This window comes from Oceanicola sp. S124, assembly GCF_000220565.1.
Lineage (GTDB): Bacteria > Pseudomonadota > Alphaproteobacteria > Rhodobacterales > Rhodobacteraceae > Pseudooceanicola.
On the sequence record NZ_AFPM01000257.1, the window covers coordinates 16742 to 32699 of the forward strand.

13 protein-coding genes and 1 tRNA gene are annotated in these 15958 nt (G+C 67.2%); 10 read left to right on the forward strand and 4 right to left on the reverse strand.

Going from position 1 to position 15958, the window contains the following annotated elements:
- Window positions 1–391: 391 nt before the first annotated feature.
- The 8 genes from OS124_RS0117355 to OS124_RS0117390 all read left to right on the forward strand — a co-directional run bounded on the left by OS124_RS0117355 (window position 392) and on the right by OS124_RS0117390 (window position 9924).
- Window positions 392–1747: an extracellular solute-binding protein gene (locus OS124_RS0117355; RefSeq protein WP_010141114.1), complete on the forward strand. Its 1356-nt coding sequence runs from the start codon at window positions 392–394 to the stop codon at window positions 1745–1747.
- The gene (locus OS124_RS0117360) at window positions 1744–3168 is read left to right on the forward strand and encodes a carbohydrate ABC transporter permease (protein WP_010141115.1); all 1425 of its coding nucleotides are present in this window, start codon (window positions 1744–1746) and stop codon (window positions 3166–3168) included. Before OS124_RS0117355 ends, OS124_RS0117360 begins: the two co-directional genes overlap by 4 nt.
- Before the next feature lie 33 nt (window positions 3169–3201).
- On the forward strand, window positions 3202–4026 hold the full coding sequence (locus tag OS124_RS0117365; RefSeq protein WP_010141116.1) for a carbohydrate ABC transporter permease: 825 nt from the start codon (window positions 3202–3204) through the stop codon (window positions 4024–4026).
- Complete coding sequence (locus tag OS124_RS0117370) at window positions 4026–5081, forward strand: ABC transporter ATP-binding protein (RefSeq protein ID WP_010141118.1); 1056 nt, start codon at window positions 4026–4028, stop codon at window positions 5079–5081. The genes OS124_RS0117365 and OS124_RS0117370 overlap by 1 nt, the downstream gene beginning before the upstream one ends.
- Complete coding sequence (locus OS124_RS27575; RefSeq protein ID WP_010141119.1) at window positions 5078–6574, forward strand: glycerophosphodiester phosphodiesterase family protein; 1497 nt, start codon at window positions 5078–5080, stop codon at window positions 6572–6574. The genes OS124_RS0117370 and OS124_RS27575 overlap by 4 nt, the downstream gene beginning before the upstream one ends.
- 1 nt (window position 6575) lies before the next feature.
- Window positions 6576–7592, forward strand: a complete 1017-nt coding sequence (locus OS124_RS0117380; protein ID WP_010141120.1) for a LacI family DNA-binding transcriptional regulator — start codon at window positions 6576–6578, stop codon at window positions 7590–7592.
- A 4-nt stretch (window positions 7593–7596) separates the two neighbouring features.
- Window positions 7597–8397, forward strand: a complete 801-nt coding sequence (locus OS124_RS25100) for an inositol monophosphatase family protein (protein WP_010141121.1) — start codon at window positions 7597–7599, stop codon at window positions 8395–8397.
- A 177-nt stretch (window positions 8398–8574) separates the two neighbouring features.
- Complete coding sequence (locus OS124_RS0117390; RefSeq protein WP_010141122.1) at window positions 8575–9924, forward strand: methyl-accepting chemotaxis protein; 1350 nt, start codon at window positions 8575–8577, stop codon at window positions 9922–9924.
- A gap of 287 nt (window positions 9925–10211) precedes the next feature.
- On the opposite strand, the gene OS124_RS0117395 is transcribed toward OS124_RS0117390, so the two are convergent.
- Both OS124_RS0117395 and OS124_RS0117400 read right to left on the reverse strand, forming a co-directional pair.
- Window positions 10212–10298 (reverse strand) — tRNA-Leu (locus tag OS124_RS0117395).
- Between the two features lie 53 nt (window positions 10299–10351).
- The gene (locus OS124_RS0117400) at window positions 10352–11851 is read right to left on the reverse strand and encodes an alpha/beta hydrolase (RefSeq protein WP_010141123.1); all 1500 of its coding nucleotides are present in this window, start codon (window positions 11849–11851) and stop codon (window positions 10352–10354) included.
- 575 nt (window positions 11852–12426) lie between these two features.
- On the opposite strand from OS124_RS0117400, the gene OS124_RS25105 reads away from it, so the two are divergent.
- On the forward strand, window positions 12427–13248 hold the full coding sequence (locus OS124_RS25105; RefSeq protein ID WP_040607476.1) for a rhomboid family intramembrane serine protease: 822 nt from the start codon (window positions 12427–12429) through the stop codon (window positions 13246–13248).
- Between the two features lie 12 nt (window positions 13249–13260).
- Here OS124_RS25105 and OS124_RS0117410 read toward each other — a convergent pair whose 3' ends face one another.
- Both OS124_RS0117410 and OS124_RS0117415 read right to left on the reverse strand, forming a co-directional pair.
- Complete coding sequence (locus tag OS124_RS0117410; protein ID WP_010141125.1) at window positions 13261–14049, reverse strand: inositol monophosphatase family protein; 789 nt, start codon at window positions 14047–14049, stop codon at window positions 13261–13263.
- A gap of 114 nt (window positions 14050–14163) precedes the next feature.
- Window positions 14164–15078 carry a LysR family transcriptional regulator gene (locus OS124_RS0117415; RefSeq protein WP_010141126.1) on the reverse strand — a complete coding sequence of 305 codons (915 nt, stop codon included), beginning with the start codon at window positions 15076–15078 and terminating at the stop codon, window positions 14164–14166.
- Between the two features lie 92 nt (window positions 15079–15170).
- Here OS124_RS0117415 and metF point away from each other — a divergent pair.
- A partial coding sequence (gene metF, locus OS124_RS25110) for a methylenetetrahydrofolate reductase [NAD(P)H] (protein WP_010141127.1) occupies window positions 15171–15958 on the forward strand: 788 nt, incomplete at its 3' end.

The window sequence follows — 15958 nt, forward strand, 5'->3', positions numbered from 1 at the left end:
TGCCTTCTGCTGCGCCCAGCCTAGAAGCTCTGACGCCCCTTGGCATCCCCTATCCGGGGTGCTCGCCGCAGAGACACAGGTTTCGCACGGCCCCGGCCCAATTGCGCGGCAGAGACAGCGCCGCCAGCCGCATGGGGAAGCGGGGTGCCCCGGGAGTCGTCCGCACCGCCGCCGCCGTACCGAGCCCAGCACGACTTTCGCTCCGATGCGCGGCAGCACAGAGGCAGGCCAGATGCCAGAACAAGGAAAAACCGCCCTGTTTTCAAACCGTTACCCTGCGTCACAGAAGCTACACAGAAGTCCAAAGAAACAGTCACAGTGCCCGGCTACTCAGGGCTTGCACACGAGTGCAACACCCATTCCCACTCCAGCTATCGGGGCTCATCCTCCCATGACCATTCTCTCCCACACCATGCGCCTGACCCTTGCGGCCGCGCTTCTGGGCACGACCGCCGCTGCCGGTCTTGCCGAAGACTACACCATCACCGTCTGGTCCGGCGGCACCGGCGACAGTGCCAACTACCGCATCGACAACATCAAGCTGGCCGCCGAGCAGATGATGCGCGAAGCCGAGATCCGCGGCGACGAGCTGAGCATCACCATCGAGGGCCAGAGCTGGTCCGGCTGGGACGAGTTCAAGCAGGCCGTCACCCTTGCCGCCGAGTCGGGCGATGCGCCGGACATCATCGTCTCGGGCCACGAGGACCTGGGCCCCTGGAGCCAGGCCGGCATCCTGCGCCCGGTCGAGGACTGGGTCTATTTCGACCAGTGGCCGCTGAACGACATCTATCCGAACCTGATCGACGTCGCGACCTACAACGGCGTGGTCTGGGGCATCCCCCAGGACGCCGAGGCCCGCGTGATGTTCTGGAACAAGGACGCCTTCCGCGCCATCGGCTGGTCCGATGCCGATATCGACGCCCTGCCGCAGCGCGTCATCGACGGCGACTACACGCTCTACAACATGCTGGATGACGTCTACGCCATGCAGGAAGTCGAAGCCGTCGCCCCCGGGCAGGGCTTCATGCCGCGTCCCTCGAACGGTCCCGACTACTGGCAGTTCTACCAGTCCTTCGGCGGTGAAATGACCGATGCCGAAACCGGCAAGCTGCTGCTGGACACCGAAGCCCTGACCGGCTTCTACCAGTTCTTCGCCGATGCGGTCGCCAAGGGCGTCGTCTCGGAAAGCTACCTGGGCGGCAACTGGGATGACTGGCACCGCGCCGTCGCCGGGCTGACCTCGGGCGCCTGGCATGGCGGCTCGTGGCACTATGCCCAGTGGACCCGCAGCTTTGAGATGGAGAACTTCTTCGACAACGTGCAGTTCACCCTGATCCCCGCCGGTGACGAGAATGGCCGCGCCAACTCGATCACCCACCCGCTGGTCTACCTGATGGGCGCTGGCAATACCGAGGACGAGGCCCAGATCGCCGCCGACCTGATCTCCATCGCGTCCGAGCCGCGCCTGAACGCCATGCACGCCGTCAAGTCCGGCCACCTGGCGATCAGCGAGGCCGAGGTCTCGGTGCCGCTCTATGCCGAGGACCGCTGGCTGACCGAGGCCTCCGAAGGCTTCCTGCCCTACGTCAACGCGATCCCCAACGATGCCGACTTCGGCACCTACTGGACCGCGATGTACAAGGGTCTGGAGAACGCCTGGACCGGCACCATGTCCGTGGAAGACGCCGTCGAGACCGTCAAGGCCGACGTGACCTCGGCGCTTGGCGACAAGATCATCGTCAAATGAACATGCGCGCCCTGACCGACGGGGCGCGTGAGGGGGCCGCGACTGCGGTCCCCTCCTCTCCCGTCCCGCCCGCCGTCACCCAGCCGCCGCGCCGCCGAGGAAAACCCCGGGGCAAGCCCCGCGTCAGCCTGCTGGGCCTTGCCATGCTGGCACCCTCGCTGCTTTTGCTCTGTGCCTTCTTCTTCGCCCCGGCGATCTTCACCGGGGTCTTCGCCTTCACCAACATGTCCACCTCGACCGGCATCGGGAAGGGCGACTGGATGGTCACCCCGACCCTGCTGCGCCAGCTGCGCGATGCGGGCCTCAGCGAGGCCGATGAACAGGCGATCTCTGCCGCGACCTATGTGGTCGACGCCGAACATATCGCCCGCGCCGAGGCCGGGGGCGTCGATGGCCGCTTCCTGTCCGATATCGAAGGCCGCCTCGCGGGTCAGACCTACGACAATGCCCGTGACTTCGAGCGCGACCTGCGCGCCCTGCCCTCGAAGCCGCGCTCGGCCCGGGCCCTGAAGGGCGCCGCGGATCATTTCGCCAGCTCGGTGCTGAACCGCCGCTATGCGACCGAAGCCGCCTTCGCCGCCGCCCTGACCGGTGTCGCGCCCGGCCTTTCGCCCGAAACGCTCTCCCTCGTGACCGAACGCGCCTATACCGGCGCCGTCTTCACGGTCGAGAACTTCGTCACCCTCGCCACCCGCCGCGACACGCTGCGCATCGTCGGCAATACCTTCCTCTATGTCGGGCTGACCCTCGGCTTCAACGTCGCCATCGGCCTGTTCCTGGCGCTGAGCACCTTCTACCTGCCCAAGCGCGTCGGCTCGGTCTTCTCGGCGCTCTGGCTGCTGCCGCGCATCACGCCGGTCGTGCTCTACGCGACGCTCTGGCAGTGGTTCACCTGGGAAAACGGCTTCATCTACATCCTCGCCGACACCCTCGGCCTGCCGACCTACAACTACATGAAGGCCGGTGTCACCTCGGCCTGGACGATCATGATCCTGTCCAACGGCTTTGTCGGGGCCTCCTTCGGGATGATCCTCTTCTCGGGCGCCCTGCGCGCGATCCCGGTGCAGCAGCTCTGGGCCTCGGAGGTCGATGGCGCCTCGCGGCTGCAGCAGATCCGCCGGATCATCCTGCCGCAGCTGCGCTGGCCCGTGCTCTTCGTCACCGCCTACCAGACGCTGTCGCTGCTGTCCTCCTACGAGCTGATCTGGCTGACCACCGACGGCGGCCCCGGCACGACCACGACGGTCTGGGCACTGGACGCCTTCAAGACCGCCCTCTGGGCCTATTCGGGAGAGTTCAAGTACGGCCTCGGCGCGGCCATGGCGCTGATCCTGGTGGTGGTCGGGCTGACCCTGTCGATCGCCTACCTGATCCTGTTCAAGTTCGACGACCTAGTGGGCCGTCCCAAGATCGAGTTCTGAGCCATGTCCGGATCCTCCCAACCCCAAACCTCCATGACCCGCAACTTCTCGATGATCCCGGTGCTGGCGGTGCTCGGCCTGGTCACCCTGCCGCTGGTCGTCATGTACGCCTTCCTGGTGGTCGACAGCTTCAGCAATGCCCCGGCGACCTCGCTGATCCCCTACGAGTTCACGCTGGAGCACTGGCGCTTCCTCTACGACTTCTCCCTTGTCGGGAACGTCTGGATTGCCACCAAGAACTCGCTGATCCTGGCCTTCACCATGGTCGTGACCACGCTGGTGCTGTCCTCGACCGGCGGCTACGCCATGTCGCGGCTGAACCTGCCCTTCCGGCGCTTCTTCCTGGCCTCGGTGCTGGTGATGCACGCCTTCCCGGCGGTGACCCTGCTGATCGGCACCTTCCTGGTGCTGAACTTCACCGGGCTCTACAACTCGATGATCGGGGTGATCCTGGTCAAGGGCACGCTGATGCTGCCCTTCGGCATCTGGATCATGAAGGGCTTCTACGATGCCGTGCCGTGGGAAATCGAGATGGCCGGCGTGCAGGATGGCGCCTCGCGCTTCACCGTCTGGCGCCGGCTGGTGCTGCCGCAGGTGAAACCGGGCCTCGTCGCCCTCGGCGTCTTCGCCTTCCTCGATGGCTGGGGCGAATACCTGCTGCCCCGCATCCTTGCCCCCGGCGCCGATTTCCAGGTGCTCTCGGTCTTCCTCCAGGACGCCTCGATCCCCGATGCGGCGGACTACAATTTCAACATCTTCAAGTCGGTGGGCATCTTCTACACCCTGCCTGTGCTGATCCTTTTCGTGGTCTTCCAGAACCGGCTCATGAACATCTTCGGCGGAGGCACGAAAGGCTGATGCAACTTACCCTCGACAAATTCACCAAGAGCTTCGGCGACACCGACGTGATCGCCGACATGGACCTGACCGTGCGCGACGGCGAGATGCTGGCCCTGCTCGGCCCCTCGGGCTGCGGCAAGTCGACGACGCTGTTCGCCATCGCGGGCATCCACCGGGTCTCGGGCGGGCGCATCCTGTTCGGCGACCGCGACGTCAGCGACCTGCCCAGCCAGAAGCGCAACGTCGGCGTGGTCTTCCAGAACTACGCCCTTTACCCGCACATGACCGTGGCCGAGAACATCGCCTTCCCGCTGGAAGTCGCCGGCCAGGACCGCGCCACGATCAAGCGCGAAGTGCGGGCCATCGCCGAGCTGGTCCATATCGAGAAGCTGCTGAACCGCAAGCCGGCAGAGCTGTCCGGCGGCCAGCAACAGCGCGTCGCCCTGGCCCGCGCCATCGTGCGCAGGCCCGCCGTGCTGCTGCTGGATGAACCTCTCGCCAACCTCGACGCCAAGCTGCGCCTTGAGATGCGTTCGGAAATCCGCCGCATCCAACAAGAGACCGGCATCACCGCCATCCTCGTCACCCATGACCAGGTCGAGGCCATGTCCATGTGCGACCGCGTCGCCATCATGAACGAGGGCGAGATCCTGCAGATCGACAGCCCGACCGAGATGTACCGCGCGCCGGTGTCGCGCTTCGTCGCGGGCTTCCTGGGCAACCCGCCCATCACCTTCCTCGAGGGCGTGACCGACGGGCGTGGCGACGTGGATCTGGACGGGCTGAAGCTGCCCCTGCCCGCCCGGCTCGAGGCCCTGCCCGGCGGCCATGCCGTCACCCTGGGCATCCGCCCCGAGCATTTCGGCCAGTCCCGGGGCGTGCCGCTGCGTGGCAAGGTGCGTTTCATCGAACCCCAGGGCCGCGAAACCCTTTTCGACATCCTGCTGGAGAACGGCGCCATGCTGCGCTCGATCCAGCCGGTGCGGCAGGACCTGTCGGTCGGCGATGCGGTGAGCTTCAACCTCGACACCGAGGCCATGCTGGTCTTTGCCGAGACCGGAGAGCGCCTGTGATCGACGCCATGATCCCGCGCCACCAGCCCCGCCTGCCCTTCCCGAAACCCGAAGGCCGCCCCGCCTGCATCGCCCACCGGGGCGCGCAGGCCCATGCGGTCGAAAACACCCTGCGCGCCTACGAGATCGCCGCCGACCTCGGCGCCGACATGTGGGAGATCGACCTGCGGCTGACCGCCGACGGCGTGCCGGTCTCCTGCCACGATGCCTCGACCGCGCATGTCTTCGGCCCCGACCTGCAGATCAGCGAAACCCCCTTCGCCGATCTGCGCGCCGCCGTGCCCGGGGTGCCGACGCTTGACGAGATTCTGACGCTGGCGAAAGCCCGCGGCTGCGGTCTTTATATCGAGCTGAAGGCCCCCGGTGCCGGCCCCGCGGCCCTGCCGCTCCTGCAGGGCTTCGGGGCCGCGGCGCTTGGGTCCTTCGACAGTGCCATGGTGCGGGAAACCATCGCGGCGGGCTGCAAGTGGCCGGTCTCGGTGCTGGTGCGGATCGGGGAAGACCCGCTGGAACGCGCGGCGGAAAGCGGCGCCGACACGGTGCATCTCTGCTGGGAGCGCGCCGGCGACCGCCCGCAGGATCTGGTGACGCCCGACCTGCTGGCGGCCCTCGGCGCGCGGGATCTCGGCCTCGTCCTCTGGCACGAGGAACGCCCTTCGGTGCTGGCAGACCTCGAAAAGCTCCCTGCCCTCGGCATCTGCACCGACCAGCCCGAGCTGATGCGCGGCCGCCGTCCCGGGGAATTCCCCGAGGTGCAGTTCGTCTGTCATCGCGGCATGAACCACATCGCGCCCGAGAATACCGAAGCCGCCGCGCTGCTGGCCTATGACATGGGCTGCGACTGGCTGGAGCTGGACGTCCACGAGACCGCCGATGGCGAGATCGTCGTGCATCACGACTCGAGCGTCGACCGCTGCTCGGACGGCTCCGGCGCCATCGCCGGGATGACCCTGGCCGAGCTGAAGGCACTGGATATCGGCAGCTGGAAGGATGCCCATTTCGCCGGTCAGCGCATGCAGACCCTGCGCGAGGCGATCACCCTCTGCCAATCCCTCGGCAAGCGGATGTACATCGAGAACAAGGCCGCCAGCGTCGAAAAGATCTGGGCGCTGGTCTGCGAGATGGGCTTCCAGCGCGACTGCTTCTTCTGGTGCGGGGACATGGGCTGGATGACGGCCCTGCGCGCCCTGGCCCCCGAGGCACTGATCAAGTCCAACATCTCGCGCCATGCCTCCGTCGAGCAGATGATCGACGAGGTCGCACCGCAGATCTGCGAGATCATGCTTGACCGCTGGGATCGCGAGGCCCCGCTGTGCCGAAAGCGCGGGATCATCCCGATGCTGCAGTACTTTGGCGCCCCCGACAGGGCGGTCTTCGACCGTATCGCCGCGCTGCGCCCCGAGATGATCAACCTTGACCGCGCCGACCTGCTTCTGGAAGCTCTGCGCAGGCAGGGACAGGCAGAGGGGCATCGCCCCTCGGAAGTGGCGTGAGATGAGCGCAGAGAAACCGCGCGGGGCGGTGACGGCCAGCGATGTGGCCCAGCTGGCCGGCGTGTCGCGCTCGGCCGTGTCGCGCACCTTTACCGAGGGCGCCTCGGTTGCGCCCGACACGCGCGAGAAGGTCCTGCAGGCGGCCCGCGACCTGGGCTATCGGGTCAACTTCCTCGCCCGCAGCCTGAAGGAGCAGCGCACCCGGCTGATCGGCCTCGTCGTGTCGGACATGGACCACTCGCTGCGCGCCCGTCTGGTCGACAGCCTGGGCCGGGCTCTGGTGGCGGCGGACTACCGTCCCTTCCTGCTGCCCACCTCGCGCGGCGAGGACACCCGGCGCGCCATCGACATGATGCTGCACTACAACGTCTCGGGCGCCATCGTGACCTCGGATGCCTCACCGCATCAGATCGCCGCCGAATGCGCCCGCCATGACGTGCCGCTGGTGCTGGTCAACAAGGCCGAGATGGGCGGGCGGGTCGCCAATGTGACCCAGGACACCGGGGCCGCGGGCCGCCTCGCCGCCGAGGCCCTGGCCGAAGCCGGTTGCCGCCGCGTGGTCCTGGCCCGCCAGCGCCTGCCCTCCTACACCATCGACCTGCGCTGCGATGCCTTCGTCGCCCACCTGCCGCGCCTGGGCCTGGAGCTGGTCGACACCGTCTTCGGCGAGGCGCAGAACTATGCCGGCGGGCAGGAGGCCGGCGCCGCCTTCCTCGCCCGCCGCCCCGATGCCGATGGCGCCTATTGCGCCAACGACTTCCTGGCGCTCGGCTTCATGGACCACCTGCGCCGCCACGGCGTCTCGATCCCGCGCGACCTGGCCGTGGTGGGCTGCGACGACATCGCCGAGGCCGGCTGGGACGCCTACGACCTGACCACCATCCGCCAGCCGGTCGAGGCGCTGACCCAGGCCACCCTGCAGGCCCTGCTGACCTGCATCGCCGACCGCAACGCCCGACCGGGCCTCACCACCATCGGCGTCGACCTCGTACGCCGCAACTCGACGGCAAGATCCTGACCCAATGACCGACCAAGACCAAGCCGCGCGCCTTGACTGCGCGCGCCTCGCCATCGCCCGTGCCGCCGACCTGGCGCTGGAGCATTTCCACGACCTCGGCGCCCTCTCCGTCGAGACCAAGACCGGCCCCGGCGATCCGGTCAGCCAGGCCGACCGCAGCGTCGAGGACCTGCTGCGCCACGAGATCGCCTCGGCCTTCCCCGAGGACGCCATCCTCGGCGAAGAGCGTGGGCTGGAAGCCGGCACCTCGGGCTGGACCTGGGTCATCGACCCCATCGACGGCACCATGCCCTTCCTGCACGGGCTGCCCAGCTGGACCGTGGTGCTGGCAGTGCTGCACGAGGGGCGCACCGTCGCCGGGCTGATCGCCGAACCCTGTCGGGATCGTCTCTATCGCGCCGAGGCGGGCCGGGGCGCCTGGCTCGAGACCGCCGACCAGGCGCCGCAACGCCTGCGGGCCTCGACCGCGACGGATCTGGCCGGTCAGGTCGTCGCCTGCGGCCCAGGTGCGCCGGTCCATGCCGCCCGCATCGGCACCGTCGTGGCGCGGCTGACCTCGGCCGAGGCCAGCTTCATGCGCAATGGCTCGGCGGCGCTGTCGCTGGCGCTGGTGGCGGCCGGGCACTATGCCGGCTTCCACGAACCCGAGCTCTCCGCCTGGGACTGCCTCGCCGGGCGCCTTCTGGTGACCGAGGCCGGCGGCCACGCCAGCCCCTTCGACCTCGCCGATCCGACCAGGCGACAGGTGGTGACCTGCACGGGCCCGGCGCTCTTCGGAGCGCTCGGCACCCTTGTCGAGGTCTGAACCTTCCGGGCCGCGCCCCCGGTCTGCCTGCCGTTCAACGGTCCTGCCCCGGGGGCGCCCCTTCCCCCGGACGAAAAGGTCGAATTGCGTGGAAAGGGGCGCCGAGGGCAAGCCCGTGTTAACCCGCATGTAAGATCAGATCCCTAGACAAGACCCGTCAATGCCGGAGGTAAGTGCATGGGACTTTGGGGCGGACCCCGGGGGCAGACCCTGTCCGACAGCGACGCTGCTGTCCTGAAGATCGTCGAGGAAACCCAGGCGGTCATCCACTTCGAGCCCAGTGGCATCATCCTGGGCGCAAACCGCAATTTCCTTGCGGCGCTGGAATGCACTGCGGAAGAGATCGTCGGTCAACACCATTCGATCTTCGTCGAACCTGATTTCGTCGCCAGCGCGGAGTACCGCGCGCACTGGGACAGGCTTCGCGCCGGCGAAGCGCTCAGCGATCAGTATCCGCGCCTGACCCGCAGCGGTCGGCGGATCTGGATCCAGGCCACCTATGCCCCGGTCAGCAACGCACGGGGCGAGGTCGTCCGTGTCACCAAGATCGCGACCGATGTGACCCGCCGGCGCAATGCCATCGAACGCCTGGCCCAAGGGCTGGAAAGTCTGAGTCACGGCAACCTGACCGACCGCATCCCTCAGGCAGGCATCCCCGACCTGGATGCGCTCGCCAATGCCTTCAACCGCTCGATGGAAACCTTCAGCGCGACCCTCGCCGAGGTCCAGGGCTTCGCCTCTGACTTCGAGACCGTCAGCCAGCATATCGGCAAGACCACCGACGACCTCTCGCGGCGGACCGAAAGCCAGGCCGCCACGCTGGAGGAAACCGCTGCCGCCATCGAGGAACTCGATGCCAGCGCCCGCGTCTCGGCCAGCAACGTCCAACGGGTTTCGCAGGCCGCCAGCGAGACCCGCAGTGCGGCCGAGACCAGTGGCGCCCTGGTGCAGGAGGTGACCGCCGCGATGGAGCAGATCGAAAGCTCTTCCAAGGCAATCGCCGACATCCTCTCGGTGATCAACGATATCGCCTTCCAGACCAACCTTCTGGCCCTGAACGCAGGGGTCGAGGCAGCTCGCGCCGGCGAGGCAGGCTATGGTTTCGCCGTGGTCGCCTCCGAGGTGCGGTCGCTGGCAAGCCGCACCGCGGATTCCGCCCGCGAAATCAGGGTTCTGATCGACGAAAGCTCAAATTACGTCACCAATGGTTCGACCCTCGTCGCCCGGACCAGCACGGAACTGAAGGGCATCTTCACTCGTGTCGACGCGGTAAACGACCTGGTAAAAGAGGTGGCCCAGACAATCGAACAGCAGTCCACGACGATCGGAGAGATCAACAGCGCCGTGACCAATCTGGATCAGGTCACACAGCGCAATGCCGCCATGGCCATCGAGACCGCCGACGCCACGCGCAGCCTGTCCCAGAAAAGCGCCGCCCTGGGAGACAGAACAGCGACCTTCCGCATCGCCAAGGGGGGCGGCGACTGGTCCGGCGGCGCACAGGAGGACTCTCGTCGCGCATCATGATCCGGGCGCCACAGCCGCAGTGCCGTTAATGGGCGGCGCTTCGCCCCAGGCATAGCGGACCGGTCAGCGGACCCGGGAACGGGTTGCAATGCAGAGCGCAAACCGCAGGTCAGTCGCTGCAGGCCCTGTGCGCCACGCTCTACCGGCTGGCACGCAAAGCGCTCTGGCCGGGTAGGACACTCTTCGTCAGGGCCTTCGATGTGGGCGACACGGGCGCAGGCGCAGGTGAGGGAACGAAGGCGGCTTCAAGTGCAGCCCCGGCGATCTCGGCACGAGGCTGACCAATTTGGTGCGGGCGACGGGACTCGAACCCGTAAGCCACTTAAGGCGCAAGATTTTAAGTCTCGTGCGTCTACCAATTTCGCCACGCCCGCCGCACCGTAAAGCTTTCGCACGAAGTTCAGGGCGATGCAAAGGGGCTGAAGGGTCAAAGGCGCTTTTCCTGAAAGAACCGGACCCCCGCCTCGATCGCATCACGCCATGCGGGTTCGCGATCCATCAGGATATGATTGCGGCTTTCCAGCGGAACGAAATGCGCATCGGGAATGCCCGCCGCCAGTTCACGCCCGGTCTCCAGCGGAATACGCTGGTCATGACGGGAATGCAGTACCAACGTCGGCACCCGGACCTCGCGCAGCCGGTGGCGCACGTCGATGCGCCCGAAGGCTTCCTGAAAGCGGGCCGCATTCGACGGAGAGGTGGTCTGGCGCTGGAAATCGTCGAACCAGGCCAGATCCGCCGCGCTGGCTTCGGGCATGAAAGTCTGCGAAAAGATATGCCGATAGGCCGGGTTGTCGGTGCCCCAGCCCAGCTCGGTCAGGGTCAGCACCGCCTCGCGCCGGGCCTGCTCTTCAGCGCTGGCCAGGTGCCGCCACCCGGCCGCGTAGCCGCCCAGCAGCACCAGCCCGGTCACCCTTTCGGGGTGACGCACGGCATATTCGATACAGACTGCCGCCCCCTGCGAGATGCCGATCAGCGGAAACTTCTCCAGCCCCAGCTTGTCTGCCACCGCTTCGAGATCCTCGACGAAAGCGTCAAAGCTGAGATCGCCGCAGCCCCAATCCGACAGGCCGCAACCGCGTTCGTCGTAGCGGATGAAGGTCCGGTTGCGGGCGATCGCGGCGAAGCTGCGCCCCCAGATCGGACTGGCCCAGTCGAACTCGAGGTGATTCAGCCAGTTCGCCGCCTTCAGGATGGGCCGCCCCTCGCCGATGGTTGCATAGGCGATCTTGGTGCCGTCGGCCACGTCGCAAAAGCCGATGCGTTGCGCGCGCAGGGCCCGGGCACGGGCGCGATCCAGCCTTGCAAGCTCCCGCCCCCTGCCAAGATGTCCCTCTACCGACGCCGGGCGGAGGCGGCCTCCTGCTGCCGGCACCGGCTCCCGCGCCGGCTCATCCGCGGGCAGCACCTCGCGCAACGACTGCGCCGCCGCGCTTCGCTGCCATTCTGCCGACGCTTCGGGATCAAGGTCGTGCCAAAGCCGCAGCCATTTCTCTCGGGCCAGGCGCGGGGTGGCCGGGGCCGAGACCAGTCGTCTCAGCACGGCCGAGCGGGCGGCCAGAACGTCCTCGCGCTCGGCCCGCAGCCAGGCATCGAAGCTTTCGTCACCAGCCCCGTCCAGACCATCCAGGAATAGCTGACCAAGCGCCCGGGCCAGCGGTTCAAGCACATCGGGCCGGTCCTCGGCTTCGGGCCCGGCCAGCACCGCATGGATCTGCGCCAGGTCGATACGGCAATCGAGAGGTCGGAACTCCACCCGCTCGCGATCCGCAAGAATGCGCGGAGCCTCGTCGCCATCAACCACCCGACGCAGCTTGCTGAGGGCCCAGCGCAGCGCCGCCTTCGGGTCATCGGGCAGATCCCATAACAGCTCGCACAAGCGCTCGCGGCGATGCGGACGCCCCGTGGCAATCAGGAATGCCAGCAATGCACGCGCCTTTCGCGAGGCCGGCAACGCCAGATCGCGATCCCCGGCGCGAATGCGCAATTCTCCCAGCAAGGTAATCTCGATTATCTCTGACATGCTCGAACCGTCATTTCCAAAAACAACGCAATAGAGCGGCGACTACCACCGACCCGACAACCCTGACAACAATTCATCCCCCCTATTCACGGGGGGTGACGGGAAATCGCGGATAAGTGGCCAATCTACGGCTATTGACCGGCGCGACCGCCCTGATTGTCCCGCGGCGCAGCGAATCGCGCTCCGCGAATGCGGTGAGTGTTGCCGCAGCGACGTAGCCGGGATCATGGGACTGCCCTTCAGTGGCGCCGAGCGACCCGACAAGCGTTGCAGAGCGGCCATTCCGACGCGGGTGCCGCGCGTGCACGTATCGCCATCCCCCGGAGCCCCCCGGGGGTCGAGAGGCTGGGTGAGCAGAGCCCTCCCTCCGGGATCCCGGCGCGACCGCCAACGCATGCGGTCATGCCGGTCCGGCGCGGGCGCGCCCGGGGCTGAAGTTTGCGCTTGACCTGCGGCACGGGTCGGACCAGCTATTCGCCATGTTTCCATTGCGCGACCACAATCCCTCTGACGGGACGCCCTTCGTCACCTACCTGCTGATCGCGGCCAACGTGCTGATATTCTTCAGCTATGCCGGGATCATGGGGGACGCGCAGGCGATCAACGCCTTCTTCGGCACCTACGCCATGATCCCCGCCCGCCTCAGCGAGGGAGACGGGGCCGCCACCCTGTTCACCTCGATGTTCCTGCACGGCGGGTTCATGCACCTGGCCGGCAACATGCTGTTCCTGTGGATCTTCGGCGACAACCTGGAAGAGGAGATGGGCCACCTGGGCTTTCTGGCCTTCTACCTGGCCTCGGGGATCGGGGCCGGGCTGACCCATGTGATCTCGGCGCCCGGTTCGATGGTGCCCACGGTGGGCGCCTCGGGGGCCATTGCCGGGGTGATGGGCGGCTACCTGCTGCTCTATCCCAAGGCGAAGGTGGATATCCTGTTCATCATCGTGGTGATCTTCAAGATCGTGCCGGTGCCAGCCTGGCTGATGCTGGGCCTGTGGTTCGCCATGCAGCTGTTCAACGGGGTCGGCGCGGATCCGACCGGTGGCGGCGTGGCCTACTGGGCCCATGCCGGGGGCTTCCTGGTGGGCTTCGTGCTGACCCTGCCCACCTTCTTCAAGCGCGGCGGCCCGGCCTTCTGGAACCGGACCCACGGCCGCCCGCCGAACCCCGAGGCGCAGTACAGCTTCTCGCGCTCCAGCGTGCCGACGGTGCGGCGGTCCAAGAAAAAAGACGCCCCGGCCGGCAGCCAGAGCGTCATTCCACGTGTCCGTCGCCGCCGCCCCCGCGATCCCTGGGGCTGAGCGCCGCGCGCCTTACTGGTCGCGGATGATCTTCGAGAACTTGTCGAACAGGGGTTCGTTGGCGCAGAGCACCGCGCCGTCCGCCAGGATGTCGCCCTCGGGGTTGACCGGCTCGATGAAGCCACCGGCCTCGCGCACGATGACCAGGCCCGCGGCCAGGTCCCAGGGCTTCAGGCCGCGTTCCCAGAAACCGTCGTAGCGGCCAGCGGCCACATAGGCCAGGTCGAGAGAGGCAGCACCCCAGCGACGCACCCCGGCACAGGCCGGCATCAGCCGGGCCAGGTCCTTCAGGGTTGCCGGCAGGTGGCGCGAGGTGGCGAAGGGCACGCCGGTGGCGAAGACCGCCTCGATCATCCGCATCCGGCCCGAGCAGCGGATCCGCATGTCGTTCATCCAGGCGCCCTCGCCCTTCTCGGCCATGAACATCTCGTCCTTGGCGGCGTCGTAGATGACCCCGGCGACGATCTGGCCCTTGTGCTCCAGCGCGATCGAGATCGCCCAGTGCGGCATGCCGTGCAGGAAGTTGGTGGTGCCGTCCAGCGGGTCGACGATCCAGCGCCGGGTCGGATCCTCGCCCTCTTCCTCGCCACCCTCTTCGGCCAGCCAGCCGTAGTTGGGGCGCGCGCCCATCAGCTCTTCCTTCAGGATCTTCTCGGCCGCGATATCGGCGCGGCTGACGAAGTCACCTGCCCCCTTGACCGAGATCTGCAGGTTCTCGACCTCGCGGAAATCCTTCACGAGGGACCGGCCCGCCTTGCGGGCGGCTTTCATCATGATGTTGAGATTGGCGCTGAAGGACATGGGGCTGGCTCCGTTGTACGAGTGGCGCGTATAGACGCCCGAGGGCACCTTGCCAAGGCCCTGCGGCCCTTGCAATTCAGGCAAACTGTCGCCGCAACGCGACCGCGCCGCCGCTCAGCGCCGGGCGTCGGCCTGCAACTTCACCGCCTCGGTCCGCGCGAGGCGGTTGAAATGGGCCATGAAGGGCTTCACCGCGTCCTCGCTGCGGCAGGCCGCATACATGCGCCGGGTCATCTTGCCGTCGCCGATCGGCTTGGTCACGTAGTCGGGGTGATAGCGCACCTCGCGCATCACCCAGTCGGGCAGCACCGCGACACCGCGCCCCGAGGCGACCAGCAGCAGGATCACCTCGGTCAGCTCGACCTTGCGCTGCTGCGCGGGCTCGATCCCGGCCGGGGCCAGCAGCATCTTGAAGACGTCCAGGCGGCTGCGGTCGACCGGGTAGGTCAACAGGGTCTCGCCCACGAGATCCTCTGCCGTGATCAGCTTCTTCGAGGCCAGCGGATGGCTGGCGGCCGCGACGAAGACCGGCGAATAGTCAAAGAGCGGCGAGAAGGTTATGCCCGGCATGTCCGCCGGATCCGAGGTGATCACCACGTCGACCTGTTCGCGTTCCAGCGCCTCCATGGCGTTGAAGGCAAGGCCGGGACGGATGTCGACGTCGACGTCGCTCCAGGCGCGGCGGAAGAGTTCCAGCACCGGCAGCAGCCAGTCGTAGCAGGCATGACATTCCAGCGTGATATGCAGCCGCCCGGCGCTGCCATCGCGCAGGCTGTCGAATTCGGCCTCCAGCGCCTCGATCTCTTCCAGCACCCGCTCGGCCACCCGCAACATCCGCATCCCCGCCGCCGAGAGGCGCATCGGCTTGGTCTTGCGCACGAAAAGCTCCATCCCGGCCTGGTCTTCCAGCCCCTTGATCTGGTGGCTCAGCGCCGACTGGGTGATGTGAAGGCTTTCCGCCGCGCGCTGCAGCCCGCCGGTCTCATGAATGGCGCGGATCGTCCGCAGATGTCTCAGCTCAAGATGCACTTGCAATCCACCTCATGATTATCGTGAGAATTATGAAGTTGTCTCATTTTACCCGATAAGCGACAAGAACGAAGTTTCATCAGGAGAGATCCATGTCCGTTCCCGCCGTTTCCTTCGAATTCTTCCCCCCGAAGAACCTCGAGGCGTCGTTCCGCCTCTGGGATACCGTGCAGGTGCTCTCTCCGCTCATGCCGCGCTTCGTTTCGGTGACCTATGGGGCGGGCGGCACCACGCGTGAGCTGACCCGCGATGCCGTCGGCACGCTGCACAAGAACACCGGGCTGAACGTTGCCGCGCACCTGACCTGCGTCAGCGCCACCCGCGAAGAGACCCTGGCCATCGCCGAGGGCTTCGCCGAGGTCGGAGTGACCGATATCGTCGCCCTGCGCGGCGACCCGCCCAAGGGCGAAGGGGCCTTCACCCCTACCCCCGGCGGCTTCGCCAACTCGATCGAGCTGATCGAGGCCCTGGCCGCGACCGGCAAGTTCACCCTGCGCGTCGGGGCCTACCCCGAGAAGCACCCCGAGGCCGCCGACAGCGACGCCGACATCGCCTGGCTGAAGCGCAAGATCGACGCCGGGGCTGCCGAGGCGCTGACCCAGTTCTTCTTCGAGCCCGAGACCTTCCTGCGGTTCCGCGACCGTTGCGCCAAGGCCGGCATCGGGGCGCCCATCGTGCCCGGCATCCTGCCGATCGAGAACTGGCCCGGCCTGCGCCGCTTCGCCCAGGCCTGCGGCACCGCCATCCCCGCCTGGCTGGACGAGGCCTTCGACAAGGCGATCCGCGACGACCGGCAGGACCTGCTGGCCACCGCGCTCTGCACCGAGATGTGCGACACCCTGCTGTCGGAGGGCGTCGAGAAGCTGCACTTCTACACGCT

Excerpts from the sequence above, each read along its gene's own strand:
- OS124_RS0117360 (WP_010141115.1), top strand. The coding sequence starts at position 1,744 with ATGAACATGCGCGCCCTGACCGACGGGGCGCGTGAGGGGGCCGCGACT.
- OS124_RS0117365 (WP_010141116.1), top strand. The coding sequence starts at position 3,202 with ATGACCCGCAACTTCTCGATGATCCCGGTGCTGGCGGTGCTCGGCCTG.
- OS124_RS0117410 (WP_010141125.1), bottom strand. The coding sequence starts at position 14,049 with ATGTCCTTCAGCGCCAATCTCAACATCATGATGAAAGCCGCCCGCAAG.
- OS124_RS0117355 (WP_010141114.1), top strand. The coding sequence starts at position 392 with ATGACCATTCTCTCCCACACCATGCGCCTGACCCTTGCGGCCGCGCTT.
- OS124_RS25105 (WP_040607476.1), top strand. The coding sequence starts at position 12,427 with ATGTTTCCATTGCGCGACCACAATCCCTCTGACGGGACGCCCTTCGTC.
- OS124_RS0117370 (WP_010141118.1), top strand. The coding sequence starts at position 4,026 with ATGCAACTTACCCTCGACAAATTCACCAAGAGCTTCGGCGACACCGAC.
- OS124_RS0117390 (WP_010141122.1), top strand. The coding sequence starts at position 8,575 with ATGGGACTTTGGGGCGGACCCCGGGGGCAGACCCTGTCCGACAGCGAC.
- OS124_RS0117380 (WP_010141120.1), top strand. The coding sequence starts at position 6,576 with ATGAGCGCAGAGAAACCGCGCGGGGCGGTGACGGCCAGCGATGTGGCC.
- OS124_RS25100 (WP_010141121.1), top strand. The coding sequence starts at position 7,597 with ATGACCGACCAAGACCAAGCCGCGCGCCTTGACTGCGCGCGCCTCGCC.